This window comes from Cytobacillus oceanisediminis (assembly GCF_007830235.1).
Classification (GTDB): domain Bacteria; phylum Bacillota; class Bacilli; order Bacillales; family Cytobacillaceae; genus Cytobacillus; species Cytobacillus oceanisediminis.
Window position 1 is genome coordinate 200,354 of the sequence record NZ_VLKI01000002.1, and the last position, 15,355, is coordinate 215,708.

Below are 15,355 nucleotides of genomic sequence, written 5' to 3' on the forward strand. Positions count from 1 at the left end.
AATATGCCTAAAGTTATATTTTTGTCTATAAATAGGTTCTACATCGAAATAAAGGATTCCTTCCTGCTGAATTCACTTCATAATCAAAAATTCACGTTTTCTTCAAATTTGGTATCTTTAATTTAATCCTGATGAAGAGGTGATTAAATGAACGAGGTTGAAATGAAAGTATTGCCCTCCTTTAAAGAAGAGGAATGTTCAATTATTTTTTCTTTTCATTTTAAAAATGGGCATCAAAAGATTGGCGAAGCAGTCATATGCACATGTTCAGAAGCCTTTTTAACAGCCAGGAACGGGATGAAAGAATTCAATTTCTCCGCCATGTCCGGCAAGAGCCAGGATTTGCAAAGCACCATTGCGTATTTTAAGGAATTTCAAATTGTGGAAGAGTACAAGCGGGCCTCTTTTAGAAAGATTCTGGAATTCTTAAAGATTATTGGCATAAAAAAATTCATGTATCAGCAGCAGATGCAGATATTTCATATGGAAACGGAAGCGCCAGTTTAAATTGGCGTTTTTTTTCTGTAAAAAGTACTAGATTTAGGAAATGGAAGTATTTAAGATAAGTAGGGAGAGGGGGAGGAAGATTGAAGGGGAAATTAAGCTTTATTGTTTTTATGTCATTATTTATGCTTCTATTTTTTGCACCTATAGGCTTAGCGAGTGAAACAGCTCCTGAGTATATCAAAGTGACTGCCCAAACGGAGTTAATCCTGGTTGACGGGGAGGGCAATGAAATCGGAAGGCAGCCTGCTGCCGCCGGAACAGTATACCAGGTAACAGAGCCTGCGGAAACTGGATATTATGTCAGTGCCAATAACCAGAAAGCGCTGATTCTGAAGGAATATGTGCAGCCGGCGACAAGCTGGGATTATTACAATGATATTAAGGTATTTAAAGCAAACACAGATGCAGCTGTTTTGCGGAAGGAAAATGGAAAGCTTGTAAAGAGAGCGCGACTTTTGTCCGGACAGGTTTTTAAGAGAGTTGGCGAGGAAGGGAATTATCATATTATCCAATTCAGTTCTTTTACAGGCTATGTGTTAAAATCCGAAACGGATCCGGTATTAAGCGGCACATTGCCAAATGGAGTGGTGAAGGGCAGTACATTTACAAACAGGCTGATTTCTTTAAATGTAACAAACTTCTATTATTCCCATAACGGCAGATTGCAGCCGATGGCCAGGATGGAAAAGAAGATTGAAGTTCAGGCACTTGAAGCATATAGAGATTATTACATAGTCAATATTGCCGGACGGCGCGCATATGTGAAAAAGAGCGATGTTAACAGATATACAGGCAATTTTGTTGATCCAAGAAAAACGTATACATACGAACAAATGATCAGGGATTTGAAGGATATCCGCCTTTGGTATGCTGATCTGACAGAAATCCAAATCATCGGAAAGTCAGTGGATGGGCGAAATTTGTATGCGCTAAAACTGGGCAAAGGCAAAAGAGAGGTTTTTGTGAACGCATCCCATCATGCACGGGAACATATGACAACCAATCTTGTCATGGAAATGATTGATGCCTATGCTTATTCGTATCTGCGCAATAAAACGCTGGATGGTTTTAATGTTAGGCAAATTCTTAACGAAACAAGCATCTGGTTTGTACCGATGGTCAATCCGGATGGAGTGACTCTTGTCCAAAGAGGGCACAAAACTGCTAAGAATCCGGATTATGTGTTAAAGCTTAATGGGTATAAAACAGACTTTTCGGCTTGGAAAGCCAATATCCGCGGAGTGGACCTCAACCGCCAATACCCGGCTGACTGGCCGAATATTTGCTGCGATCCCGGAAAGCCTGGCCCGCAAAACTATAAGGGCCTTCGTCCTTTAAGCGAGCCGGAAGCAAAGGCGGTGGCAGACTTTACACTTGCTCATGATTTTAAAACAGCGGTCGCCTACCATTCCTCCGGTGAAATTCTTTATTGGCATTTCCATCAAGGGTACTCTGCCCTTCAAAGGGATAAGGCACTCGCGAAGAAGATTTCAGCCAAGACAGGATACTCCCTAGTTCCGCCTATGAGAAATCCGAGCGGCGGGGGCTTTACCGACTGGTTTATCCAGAATGAAAGAAGACCGGGCTTTACACCGGAAATTTCTCCATATGTAGGGAACAGACCGGTGCCGGTATCCTACTTTGATAGCATCTGGAAAAAGAACTACTCTATTGGGATCTTGATGGCCAAGGAAGCGCAATACATTAATTAAAAAAACCGCCTGCGGAGCTATGTCAGGCAGGCGGTTTTTAATGTATACGATTTCCTTTATCTATTGACAAGCAGGGGCTCGCTTTCTTTGCGGATGCCTTTTAGGTGGGCGGCAAGCTCAGTGCCACTGACGTAAGTGCCGAAGTCTGACGGCAGAGTTGAGCTATTGCCCTGACTGATTCTTTGTGCAATCAGTTTGCCGACTTCCGGGTAGAAGTGGTGCCCGTCAAAGTAATTTTCAAGATCTTCTGTAACAGAGTTAGGATACATGAAATTGTATACACCGCCAAACACTTCTGTTACATCCTTCAGCCACGTTTCATAGTCAGGCAGCCTTCCTTCTTCAACCATGGCCTCAAATAACGGGCTGGATATGGGTGTTGTAAACACGATGAACTCCGTATTTGGGTTATTTTTCTTCAGCTGTGAGAGTACCTCTTTATACTCGGGGTTATATTCATACGTATCCCCATAAAATACTTCACGGAATTTTTGAATCTTGGCTTCAGTTTGCTTTTCCATTAATTCAGGATCAACGGCCTTTGCATTGGCCACGTTGCTGCGGTTATAATTTCGCTCTTCAAGAACCTTGTTTTCTTTGGACATTTTAAAGTTCTGCCAGGAATATTCAAGAAGATCCATGGATAGCAGGTTTTTGTAACGGTAAAAAGGTTCACTGGCAGCGGTAATATATTGGTTCATTGACTTTTTTGCGCTGCTTTCCTTGATGTTTGATTTAAAGAAATCAAGCCCAATTATGATTCGGTCAAATTCTTTGCCGCGCTTTTTCTTGGCCAGCTCTATCAAACTATTATATTCCTGGATAGAAGCATTACTGACTGCAAAATTATAGACATTCATATTTTTAAAGTCATTCTGGTTTATATATGTGGTACGGCTGCTTCCCAATAACAGTGTGTCATAAGGGAAAGGCTGGAACAGTATGCGGTTTGTCTTTTGCTGGCGTTCATTAATAACCGTTTGGACATCGTTATTTTGATGATGATGGCCAAATGTCCACATCGGATCCATATAGAAGATAAAGGATCCAACTGAAGCAACGCATACAAGTACCATTGCCATAATTTTCATTACAAACGATTTATAATTCATGGATATTCCACCTTAGAAGTTAAAGTATAGAAACTCAGTGACTTTTTGCAGCTGGAATACAGAATAAACAATAAGGGCAGAGACATAAATGGCGTAAGTCCAGTTCGGCTTTATGGTTTCTTTTAACTCCAGTGAGTTTTTGGCAAACACTGCAACCATGAAACCAATCAACGTGATAAGAGCAGGCTTGATGAAACCTTCATCAAGAGGGTATTGGTAAAAATCACTTGTCAATTGTTGAATAAAGCTGTATTCGCTCAGTTCTGCCGGCAGGGCAAAACCTTTCAAACCGGCCATTCCTTTAAGCACCTCAATGGCCACATCAAAGGAGGGAGCTCTGAAAAATACCCATGTTGCATTAACAAAGTTGAAAGTGATAAACCAGGCCAGCAGCTTGTTCATCGTGAAGCCTGCTTTGGACCAAAGGCGGTTCACCACGCTTGCAAATCCATGCATCAATCCCCAGACAATGAATGTCCAGCCTGCGCCATGCCAAAAGCCGCTCACAAAGAAAATGATCAGGATATTTATATACGTACGGATTGGGCCTTTGCGGTTTCCACCCAAAGGAATATAAATATATTTCGTTAAAAATCCAGATAAGGTGATATGCCATCTTCTCCAGAAATCCTGGATATTTAAAGCCTTATATGGCGAGTTGAAATTCATTGGAAGGACAATATTGAATAATAATCCTGCCCCGATCGCCATATCGGAGTAGCCGCTGAAATCAAAGTACAGCTGGAACGTATAAGCAAGAGAGGTCATCCATGAATCCACGAAGGTCAGGTTCTCATACATGCCATAGCCCTTGTTTGCCCATACGGCAAACGTATCGGCAATGCCGACCTTCTTAAATAATCCGACTGAGAAGACAAATAATCCAAGACCAATGTTTTTATAATTGATTTTGCGGTTATGGCTATTATCAAACTGGGACATAACCTGGCTATGATGGACAATCGGCCCTGCAATCAGCTGAGGGAAGAAGCTGACAAACAAAGCGTAATTCAGGAAATTATATTCTTTTGTTTCATTTCGGTAAGAGTCTACCAGATAGGCAATCTGCTGAAAAGTATAGAAGCTGATCGCCAATGGCAGGATCAAATGAAGAACATTGAAATTGGTATTAAAAGCAATGTTCAAGTTCGTTACAAAGAAATCGTAATATTTGAAATAGCCCAGAAGCGAGACATTAAAGATAATTCCAATCGTAAGAAGCAGCTTTTTTTGTCCAATCTTCTTGATTTTTCCGAGATAGGTGCCGATAAAAAAGTTGACCAGCAGTGAAGATAAAATCAATGGCAAATAACTCGGATTCCACCAGCTGTAAAAGAACAGCGAACTAAGAAGCAGCCATATCTTTGAAAGTGTGAAATTTATTTTATTGAATAAATAATAGAGCACAAAGACAATTGGGAGAAACATAAAAATAAATTCAAAAGAATTAAAGATCAAAGAGAATCTCCTCCGCTAATTTAAAATGGCAACCCTATTGATTGCCAAATAAATCATACTATACAAGTTTCATAGTGACAATACAAGCTTCGTTTTAATCAATGGTGATAAATACAAAGAATTCCAAGGGTAATTTTTACTAGTAAATCAGGCATGATTTTATTTAGCGGCATCAGAAAAATAATTGGACATAAATTATCCAAAACAAGAAAAATTTTCATATTTTTCATCTTGTATAAAACCTCTTATGTGTTAAAATAAAAAATGTAATACATCTTCCGCGTTTTGTTGGCGATAAATTATGGGCGATGGTTGGTCGCAGGCCGGAAAAAAAGGTACCCGCTTTTTTAAGCGGGTACCTTTTTTTATGTAAAAATATGTTTGAAATCTATGAAAATAGTCTTGGTTCCATTTATGTTTACGGTATAATTGAAAAGATAGCCAAATTTTGCAAATTTGGTATATTCATATATTTAAAGTTAGGGGTTGTATACCACCAATGAAGAAAGCCATCATGTCGGCTGTTGTTTGTTTTCTGTGTCTGCAAAGCTTGTTTGGTTCTGCTGCATCTGCGGATAGCACTGTAAACCTGACACCTGGCGTCAAGCTGGAAAAGAAAAATACCATCGTTTCAAATAAAAAGCAGTCTATCAGTATCTTAAATGTCAACCTGCTTGATCCGTACACCACTGTAGGATATGGAATTTCTTCACCCATTACCCAGCTGGCACCTGTCACTTCCTTGGCAAAAATGAATACCTTTGAGAAGCATCATGTGGTGGGAGCTGTAAACGCTTCATTTTTTCATATAGAAAACGGAAATCCCGCCTACCTGCTTGCATCCAATAACAAAATCGAATCCCTGGGAGCTCTATCGGCACTTGATAACGGATTTATGCACACTCCTGCAGCTTTTGGAGTGAATAAAGATGGGAAGGCATTAATCGATAAGTTTCATTTAAATATCACTTTAACCCATCATAATAGAACCTATCAGCTTGATTCTTTTAATCGGCAAAGGAATCCAAATGAGAGCATCCTGTTTACCAGCAGCTTTCGGTTTGGCAATACCAGGACAAACGAAACTGGGCTGGAGATTGTTGTTAGAAATTTAAACAGGAATTTGGATCCTGGTGCAAGTTTCGGAGATGAAATATCAGGAACTGTGGCTGCCATTAGGCCATACGGAACCGTCTCCAGTTCCATCATTCCAAAAGATGGCTTTGTTATTTCTGCGCATGGGACAAAAGTGGACCAAATAAGAGATCTGAAAATAGGCGATCCGCTTTCCGTTAAAATAGATACAGATGAAAAATGGAGGAATTCAAATTTTATGCTGGCAAGCGGACCTTTGCTCGTGCAAAAAGGGAAGCTGGATATGACGATAGATCCTTCCAGCCCGCGTGCAGCATACAGAGAACCGCGTACAGCTGTAGCGGTGGATTCAACAGGGACGAAAGTATTTTATGTAACCGTTGACGGGCGTATGCCAGGATTCAGTGAAGGGATGACGCTAAAGGAGTTTGCCGGCTATTTGGCAAGCTTGGGAGCCTATCAGGCTCTTAATCTGGATGGCGGGGGATCTACAACGATGGCAGTCAGATATCCTGGCAACCGTTATGCTGCCTTAGTAAATAAGCCTTCAGACGGAAGACAAAGAAGCGTCTCTGCCATCCTGCAGGCAATCAGCACCGCTCCGTATGGACAGGCTGTTGCCTTTAAAGCTCAACAGGCTGTCGAAGGGAAGATCGCCATTGGTGCATCGGTTTCATTTAAAATCACGGATGCACTGGATAGCTACAATAACCTGATTCCAATAAAGGCAGAAGAGGTTCAATACAGTACAGATGGCACGATAGGCAAAATCGAGGATGGAAATTTTATAGCACTTAAAGAAGGTCAAACCAATGTAACCATTAAATATGGAAAAGCCCAGGTAAAGGTGCCGGTTACGGTTGCAGGTGCGCCTCACAGATTTGAAGTGAGTCCGGAAAGTCTTTACATACAAAAGGGAGATCAGCAGCAGCTGACGGTCAAGGCATACGATGAAGCCGGAAAACCCTTAGTCTTTAATTCTTCCAACATAAAATGGTCTATTTCAGGGGAAGCTGGCACCGTAAGTCAGACAGGTTTATTTACAGCTGCTTCATCTGAAAAAAGCGGAGTGATCACTGCGGAGCTTGGAACCGGAAAAGCGGCTGTTCCTGTAACAGTCAGCAATAAGCCAAAGCTGATCAGCCGCTTTGATAATCCTGCTGCCTGGAAAGCTGAAAGCATTAGGGCAAAAACTTCATTGGGAGTTTCGGGTGACAGCAATCAAAAAGAAGGAACGGCATCGTTAAAATTAAGCTATGATTTTACAGGGAATCAATCAGGCACCGCAGCGTCATATGCCGTATCTTCCAAAAGAATCGCTCTATCCGGCAAACCAAAAGCAATTGGCATGTGGGTATATGGCGACGGACAAGCCCACTGGCTCCGTGGAAGATTATATGATGCCGCCGGAAAAGAATGGACTGTCAATTTTACTGAAGATGGGAAACTGAACTGGAAAGGCTGGAAGTATGTCCAGGCTGACATTCCAGCCGGCGTAAGTTATCCAATCTCGCTGGACAGGGTTTATATTACTGAACCGAATGTATCAAATCAAGATAAAGGCACCCTTTATCTTGATGATCTCCAGGCGGTTTATGAGCTCCCTCATCATGAGAAATATTTTACGGCTGATGTTCATGCCAAGACGGTAAAGCCCGATAAAGTCTGGAACATCAAATTTAATACAGCTCTTAACCCGGCATCCTTTACAAATGAAAATATCTATATCCAAGATGAGAACGGCGTGCGCCAGGCAGTTTCAGTTAAAATTAACGCTGACCTGAAATCTGCTGCAGTGGGGGCGCCATCATCCGGATATGCTTCAGGCAAGTCCTATCAGCTGGTTGTGACAAAATATGTCCGTTCCATAATGGGGATTCCATTCAGGAAAGACTTTTCTATGAGTTTTAAGGTTCAGTAAAGCAAAAAATGGACTTTTTTAGTCAAAACAGCAAGGGAATACGAAAAAGGGTGGCAATAATAGAAGAAAAGCATGCTAACTCAGAGGATTTAGGATGCTTTTTTATTGGAGAAGGAGGACATCATCATCATTTGGGAAAATATCATCAACTGCGGCCCCATATCGTCAACATGTTGAGTATATCGTCAACCAGGCGGATGAAAATTAAGGTGCCATAAGAATTTCAAATTGAAAAAGATCAGCCATGATGAGCTGATCTTTTTATGATGAGAAAAGAAAGTATAAGCTTTGAACTTCGATAACTGTCCAGCTCCAGGCGCCATCGGCTCGAGGTCATAAGCCAATCCGTCCAAAAGGTTAAAGAACAACCTTTCAGCCGGCTCGTCTTATGCTTGTCGCCGATAGGCGGGCGCCTTGCGCTTTTCTTGTTATTGCAAAGGATAAACCTTCCACTTGGAAAGATCCGGGTTTTCCTTTGTAACGAGGCTGGAAGGGAAGATGAACGTCCAGGGTTTTGATGTGTTGGCTTTAACCTCGAAATCTTCAAGCTTGAACCCTCCGCCGGCCACCTTTTCGCCAGTTGCGTCTTCCACTTGCAATGGAAGCTGCTGGAGCTGGATATTCTTCTCGTGTCCGTTGCGAATTAAAACGGTGACATGAAGATCTCCTGAATCGGCAAGTTTGGCGGAAAGACCCATAAAGTTGACTTCACCCGCCTTAGGAGGCTGAATGTTCTGCAGGAGCTTTTCCAGTTTTTCTTTATCTTCTTCAGCAATGGATTTTTCCCAGGTGCTGTGAAGATCCAAAGAATGCTTCTTCTTAAGTTCAAAGGCAATGGTCCAGTCTTCTTTAGAGAATTCTGTTTTTTGAACAGAAGAAGGAGGGAAGACAAACGTCCATGGACGGCTGCTTCTTCCCGGAATTTCGCCAAGTTCGCTCAAGGAGAATTCATGGCGTGCAATGACCTGCTTCTCGGAGTCCATTAGCAGCAGGCCCACTTGCTCAAATTTGATCCCTTTGTTCAGGCTGTTGCGTACGAAGGCAGTCACCTCAAGACCGGATCCATCAGCCTTCATTTCTATTCCTGAAAGGGAAATTTGATTTGGTTTTAACGGCTGCAATTCGTTATTTAAAAATCTTAAAACATACATTTGTTCAGATGGGATATTCCAGGCCGGGTGTATTGAAAGCTCAGTTTCGATTTCTTCATCAGCAGATGTTTCGGTTTCATTTAAAAGTTCGCCTGAGGAAACACTGCTGTCCAAACCTGATTTTTTTACATTATCACTGTTTTTTCGTCGGAAGATTGAAAGCATTGCTTTTTCTCCTTTTTAGTTATTGCTGCTGCTTCTATGCCTAAGTAAAAAAGTATAAATGTTGAATTTAGATAACTGTCCAGCTCCACAAGGAACGCTTCGACAGCTTTTAGGAGGAGCGCCTACCCCCTCGAGGTCACAAGACGGGGGTGGGCAAGGCGCTTGCGCTTTTCTTATTCGTTTGCTTTGATTAGAAGGGCAGCTAATTGGCTGGCTGTGGTTTTCTGGATCTTATGGAAAGCGTATGTGAATAATTCAAGGCCTTCACGCTGATAGATCCGCATTGGGTCTTCCTGCTGGTAATAACGCAGGCCGATTCCTTCTTTTAATCTTGCCATGCCTTCCAGATGATGAATCCAGTTGCTATCAATAATGGAAGTCATTAAATATTTCAGAGCTGCCTGAAGTCCCTCATTGTCTGTATGAGCCTCAAGCTCCCGGATGTACTCCTCAAGTGCCGGCTGAATGGCATCTGTTATCTCTGATTTATCAGTGATTACTTCAGGGAAGGAGATTTGTTTTTTAGGAATGAGAAGCTTCAACGTTTCCAGCAGCTTGGATGCAGGCCAGTCCTCCGGGAGAACCTCTTCATGGCATGTTTCTTCTATTTCTTTATCAACGGCATCCTTGATCATCGGGATCAGGAGCTTGAATCGGTCTTCCTGCTCAAGCACTCTGTTCCTTAAGGTATAAATAATTCCGCGCTGCTCGTTAATGACATCATCCAGCTTTAAGTTGTACTCGCGCATGGAGAAGTTTGCGCCTTCCACAATTCTTTGTACGCGGTCAACAAACTCATGAATTTTCTTGTTTTGAACAAGTCCAGCTTTATCAGCTTTCAGTGTTTTTTGGAGTTTTTCAAGGTCATCTTTAGCAAATCTTCGGAACATATCATCTTCAAGTGAGATGAAGAATTGGGTAGAACCTGGATCGCCCTGTCTTCCTGAGCGGCCTTTAAGCTGATTGTCGATACGTCTGCTTTCATGGCGTTCCGTTCCAAGGACATGCAGGCCGCCAAGTTCTGCGACGCCTTCGCCAAGAAGAATATCTGTACCGCGGCCCGCCATATTGGTCGCAATGGTAATTTGACCTTTTTGGCCGGCAAGGGAAATAAGATTCACTTCCTGCTCTACACTTTTTGCATTCAGGATTTCATAGGAAAGTCCCGCTTCGTCCAGGTATTTGGCTACCTTTTCAGATTGCAGGATGGATGTTGTTCCAACTAGCACAGGCTGTCCTTTTGCATGTTTGTCCTTTACTTCTTCTACAACAGCTGAATATTTGTCATGTGTTGACTTAAAGACTTTATCTTCAAGATCGATTCTTTGTTTCGGTTTGTTTGTAGGGATTTGGATTACGGACATTCCATAAACTTGCTCAAATTCTTTCTCCTCTGTTTTGGCTGTGCCAGTCATTCCGGAGAGGAGCGGGTACATTCTAAAGTAATTTTGAATCGTGATGGAAGCCTGGGTTTTATTTTCTTCCGTAATTTCAAGACCTTCTTTTGCTTCGATGGCCTGATGAAGTCCATCACTTAATGTCCGGCCTTCCATAATTCTTCCTGTGAACATATCCACAAGCATGACTTTGCCTTCATGGACAATATAATCCACATCCCGTTCAAACATAACATGAGCCCTGACAGCCTGAATCATGTAATGGTATAGTGTCTGGTGCTCAAGTTCATATAAGTTATCAACCCCAAAAGCCTTTTCAACTTTCTCAATTCCTTCGTCGGTGAGACTTGTGGCTTTTGTTTCTTCATCATAGATATAATCCATATCTTTCTTAAAACGCTTGGCAAGTCTTGCACCTATATAATGAAGGTTTGCGCTTGCCTGCATTTTGCCGGCGATAATGAGGGGCGTTTTTGCTTCATCTATCAGCACGCTGTCCACTTCGTCAATGATGGCAAAATGGTATGGACGCTGAGTCCGCTCACGGGGATCTCTAACCATATTATCGCGTAAATAATCAAACCCGAATTCCGTCCCTACGCCATATGTAATATCTGCTTCATATGCTTTTTTCTTATCTTCGGGGCTCATTAGAGGGACATTCAAGCCGACTGTAAGGCCGAGGAACTCGTGGATTTTGCCGATGTTTTCCTTGTCCCTGGACGCAAGGTAGTCATTGACCGTAATCACATGAACGCCCTTGCCTTCGAGCGCTCTTAAATAACTTGGCAGAGAAGCGACAAGTGTTTTTCCTTCTCCTGTCGGCATTTCAGCAATATTTCCTTCTGTTAGTACAAGGCCGCCAATCAGCTGTACATCATAATGTCTCTGTCCAAGAACACGTTTTGATGCTTCACGCACTACTGCAAAAGCTTCTGTTCTTATATCGTTTACGCTCTTGCCTGACATCAGAGCCTTTTTAAATTCTTCTGTTTTATTTTTTAATTCCTGATCCGTAAGCAGCTCGTACTTGCTTTCAAGTGAATTAATTTTTTCGACAAGCTTGTAATATTTTTTTAAGCGTTTATCGTTCGTATCTCCTATTGTTCTTTTCAGAAACGTGATCATGGTAGTACGCCCCTTAATTTCTAGTAATCTCTAACATTAATTAATCTTACCAAAAGAATGCAATCTTTACTATATTGTTTCATTAAATGGAAAATTATGAAAGGAAACGTAAGGTTTTTGTAGTTTTTCCGTGTAAGCATGAAACTTTAGAGCCAGGGAATGCGTCTAAGAAGGGGGAAAAGAAAGTTTAATATGATCAAAATCTGGGGAGTTAGTAACAATAAGGTTTAAGCAAAATTAGGGTGGATAATTTTTAAATAAGTAGATATAATAATGAAGTTGAAAGATTGATTTTTGTTTTATCCTATATTAAGAGACTGCTAGATGCTATGCGCCATGTGATGAATGTTAATAATTTGAATCTGAAGACGAACTTGTCAATTTAAAAAAAATACACTTTGGATATGCTAATGACTGAGGAGGTCCATATGGTTTACCTTACCTTGTTAATATGTTTTTTTGCATCGATTCTTATTACACCGCTGGTAAAAAAATTTGCTGTTAAGATCGGTGCAGTAGACAAACCAAATCAGCGGAAAGTTCATCAAAGAATAATGCCCCGCTTAGGCGGTCTTGCTATATATATCAGCTTCATTATCGGATTGCTCGTTCTGAGGCCCCAGGATGAATACTTCTTGCCAATATTGATTGGAAGCATCATTATCATCCTTACAGGAGTCCTTGACGATCTTATCGAGCTTTCTGCCAAATTTAAACTTTTTGGACAGCTTGCTGCAGCTCTAGTGGTTGTACTAGGTGGAGTAAATGTAGATTATATTAACATCCCATTTTTTGGAGAGTTAAACTTTGGACCATTAAGTATTCCTCTGACAATTTTATGGATTGTCGGCATTACAAATGCCATTAACCTTATCGATGGATTAGACGGATTGGCTGCAGGGGTTTCCTCCATTGCCTTGATTACGATTTCCGGCATGGCCATTCTAAAGGGAGACATGTTTGTAGTCAGCATCGGCTTTGTCGTCCTTGGAAGTACATTAGGATTCCTTCTCTACAATTTTCATCCGGCTAAAATATTTATGGGAGATACCGGTGCCCTGTTTTTAGGATATATGATCGCCGTTCTGTCATTGCTTGGATTTAAAAACGTAACAATGATCTCGCTGATAATCCCTGTTATTATTCTCGGTGTTCCGATTTCTGATACATTCTTTGCCATTATTAGACGGATTGTTAATAAACAGCCGTTATCTGCACCGGATAAATCGCATTTACATCATTGCCTTCTAAGAGTGGGCTTTTCCCACAGGCAAACAGTATTGCTTATTTATGCAATGGCTGCCATGTTCGGTTTGGCTGCAGTCATATTAACGCAGGCAACTGTGTGGGGATCTTTACTTGTGATTGCGATTCTGATTTTGTCAATCGAGCTAATTGTTGAAAAAATCGGCCTGGTAAATCACGAATACAAGCCTCTGCTCAAAATGGTAGGTACGAAAAAAGAATCATAATTCGAAACGGCTCTTGATCAAGAGCCGTTTTTTAATGCTTGTGTAGGGTGCTGACAGCCATTAATGCATGCTGCCGCCCTTTAGAAAATCTTGGCCAACTTTATCCTCCATAATAAAAAAAGCGTGTTCTCAAAGAACACGCTTTTTACTACTACTGTTCGTCATATTCAGATTCATTTTGATCTTCATACTGTGAATCCTCATACTGTGAATCCTCATAGCCATTCACTTCAGCTGTATTCATGTTGTCTGTAAGTTCAAGATGCATGCCTAATGTTTGTTTTACATTTTCTAACTCTTCTTCGTCCAATTGATAATAATAAATGGAATCGATATAGGCATCACTGCCAGCCAATGATAATGTTTCAACATTTAGTTTTGTGCCTGCCGCTGCATAATCAATGAACGATTTCATTTCTGCAAACGATAAATCGGTTGTCATGTTATCACCTACTGCTTCAATGACATCGGCATATTTAGTAACTCCTTTAGCAGAAGCCGCTTTACCCATAATGGCTTTTATAATCTGCTGCTGCCGTTTTCCCCGTTCGATATCATTATCCAGCTTTCTGGTTCTTGCCAGTGCAAGTGCTTCCTCTCCATCGAGCTCCTGCAGGCCTGGATCAAGGTGAATCGCGTTTTTTCGATCTTTTGAATCCATCTCGTTAATCGTGTATGGAACTTCAGCTTCAATTCCGCCCAATGCGTCAATTACATCAATGAATGCATTGAAGTTCATTTTCACATAATAATCAATAGGGATATCAAGCAATCCTTCCACCGTTTCAATGGTCGAGACGACACCGCCATTCGCATGTGCATGAGTAATCTTATCGTCATATCCAAGCTTTGGAATAAACACATATGAGTCACGCGGAATGCTCAGCAGCTTAACTGATTTTCTTTTTTCATTAAAAGTGGCCAACATTAAAGCGTCTGAACGGGATCCGCCCTCAAAATTCCGGACATTGCTGTCATCCACTCCAATAAAAAGGATGGAAGTATTTTCATCCTTTGGGTCAACTTTATCCCTGGAGGTTTCGCGTTCAACCGGCTGATACGATTTGTTAATGACAGATTGAGCTTTATTGTATAAGAAAGCACCATACGCTGTTGCACTTAGAGTGATAATTAAAAGGGGGAGCAGAATAAAGGCAATGATCCGCTTTCGCCGCTTTTTTGTTTTATTTATTTTATTGGTACGTCTACCTTCAGACATAATCATTGTTCTCCTTTTTAAAAAGTGTTATCTACAAATTCGGATAAATTTAGACAATTCCTATTTTACCTTTGTTTTGGATTTTCGTAAAATGAATTTTCGTGCAAATAGGCTGGTTTACAGGCTTACCTCTTTTTCTAGATAAAGCAGTTCCCCTTCAAAAATGTCTCCCTGCCCGTTTGTTAAGCTTATCATCCATTCTTTAAAATTTTCCGTTTCGCTTTCCGCAACAAACACTTCGATTTCAACCTTATCCTGGTAATGAATTTCTTTAAGGGTGTATGAGGAAGAGCGCAGTTCGTTCTCCAGCTTCCCAAGCCACGTGTAATCCACTTTTGTGTGAATGACTTTCATTAACACCCTTTCAACGGTGCCTGCTGCCTTAATCCCTTCAGATGCCGCTTTGCCATATGCCCGAATAAGCCCTCCTGCTCCTAATTTTATTCCGCCGAAGTATCTGGTTATTACAGCCACTGTATTTTTTAGTTTCTTTTTTTTCAATACCTCTAAAATGGGGACTCCCGCTGTTCCGCTGGGCTCCCCATCATCATTTGCTTTTTGGATTTGATCATTCTCGCCAATCAGATAGGCGGAACAATTATGGGTGGCACTCCAGTGTTCCTTTTTAATTTTTTCAATGAATTGCTGTGCGGCTTGCTCATTTTCAGCTCTAGCCACATGTGCAATGAACCTGGATTTTTGAATAATAATTTCTGTTTCGCCATATCCCTTAACAGTGTAAAAATGGGGCAGCATACGATCCGTTCCTTTCTATATTATTATCGTTGAATGTGTATTATTATTTTTGGTCATACACACAGATTAATAGAATACGCCGTATTTATTATAATTCGACATATTGCGCAGCAAAGGAAATTCAACTGATTGTAATGAAACTTTAATATAGCCAGGTTTTTCCCGTGTTATAATAATCTGTATTCTGATAGTACATATGCTGTTATTTTGGAATAGTTTTTTTGGACGGTCTTCTATAAAAATCTCTAGTTAATTTTTCTTA

The 15,355-nt window shown here is 41.1% G+C and carries 10 protein-coding genes; 4 read left to right on the plus strand and 6 right to left on the minus strand.

Features of this window, described 5'->3' with window-relative positions; genetic code table 11:
- The first annotated feature begins 147 nt into the window (after positions 1-147).
- Together IQ19_RS04780 and IQ19_RS04785 are read left to right on the plus strand one after the other, a co-directional pair.
- On the plus strand, positions 148-507 hold the full coding sequence (locus IQ19_RS04780) for a hypothetical protein (protein WP_144540414.1): 360 nt from the start codon (positions 148-150) through the stop codon (positions 505-507).
- Positions 508-587: 80 nt separating this feature from the next.
- Entirely contained in the window at positions 588-2,219 is a 1,632-nt protein-coding gene (locus IQ19_RS04785; protein WP_144540416.1) for a M14 family metallopeptidase, read from the plus strand.
- Between the two features lie 56 nt (positions 2,220-2,275).
- On the opposite strand, the gene IQ19_RS04790 is transcribed toward IQ19_RS04785, so the two are convergent.
- Together IQ19_RS04790 and IQ19_RS04795 are read right to left on the minus strand one after the other, a co-directional pair.
- Complete coding sequence (locus IQ19_RS04790) at positions 2,276-3,331, minus strand: hypothetical protein (protein WP_144540418.1); 1,056 nt, start codon at positions 3,329-3,331, stop codon at positions 2,276-2,278.
- Positions 3,332-3,343: 12 nt separating this feature from the next.
- Positions 3,344-4,789: an MBOAT family O-acyltransferase gene (locus IQ19_RS04795; protein WP_144540420.1), complete on the minus strand. Its 1,446-nt coding sequence runs from the start codon at positions 4,787-4,789 to the stop codon at positions 3,344-3,346.
- Between the two features lie 499 nt (positions 4,790-5,288).
- On the opposite strand from IQ19_RS04795, the gene IQ19_RS04800 reads away from it, so the two are divergent.
- Entirely contained in the window at positions 5,289-7,805 is a 2,517-nt protein-coding gene (locus tag IQ19_RS04800) for a phosphodiester glycosidase family protein (RefSeq protein WP_144540422.1), read from the plus strand.
- A gap of 428 nt (positions 7,806-8,233) precedes the next feature.
- Here IQ19_RS04800 and IQ19_RS04805 read toward each other — a convergent pair whose 3' ends face one another.
- Together IQ19_RS04805 and secA2 are read right to left on the minus strand one after the other, a co-directional pair.
- Positions 8,234-9,121 carry an accessory Sec system S-layer assembly protein gene (locus tag IQ19_RS04805; RefSeq protein ID WP_144540423.1) on the minus strand — a complete coding sequence of 296 codons (888 nt, stop codon included), beginning with the start codon at positions 9,119-9,121 and terminating at the stop codon, positions 8,234-8,236.
- Between the two features lie 173 nt (positions 9,122-9,294).
- Positions 9,295-11,646, minus strand: a complete 2,352-nt coding sequence (gene secA2 / locus IQ19_RS04810) for an accessory Sec system translocase SecA2 (RefSeq protein WP_144540425.1) — start codon at positions 11,644-11,646, stop codon at positions 9,295-9,297.
- Positions 11,647-12,074: 428 nt separating this feature from the next.
- Between secA2 and IQ19_RS04815 the strand changes: the two genes are divergently transcribed.
- Positions 12,075-13,118 (plus strand): glycosyltransferase family 4 protein, encoded by a 1,044-nt coding sequence (locus IQ19_RS04815; RefSeq protein WP_144540427.1) that lies wholly within the window; start codon positions 12,075-12,077, stop codon positions 13,116-13,118.
- A 151-nt stretch (positions 13,119-13,269) separates the two neighbouring features.
- Here the strand turns inward: IQ19_RS04815 and IQ19_RS04820 are convergent, their stop codons facing one another.
- Both IQ19_RS04820 and IQ19_RS04825 read right to left on the minus strand, forming a co-directional pair.
- A complete protein-coding gene (locus tag IQ19_RS04820; protein ID WP_144540430.1) occupies positions 13,270-14,337 on the minus strand; it encodes an LCP family protein in 1,068 nt (355 codons plus the stop codon).
- Between the two features lie 117 nt (positions 14,338-14,454).
- A complete protein-coding gene (locus IQ19_RS04825) occupies positions 14,455-15,093 on the minus strand; it encodes a YigZ family protein (RefSeq protein WP_144540432.1) in 639 nt (212 codons plus the stop codon).
- Positions 15,094-15,355 lie beyond the last annotated feature (262 nt).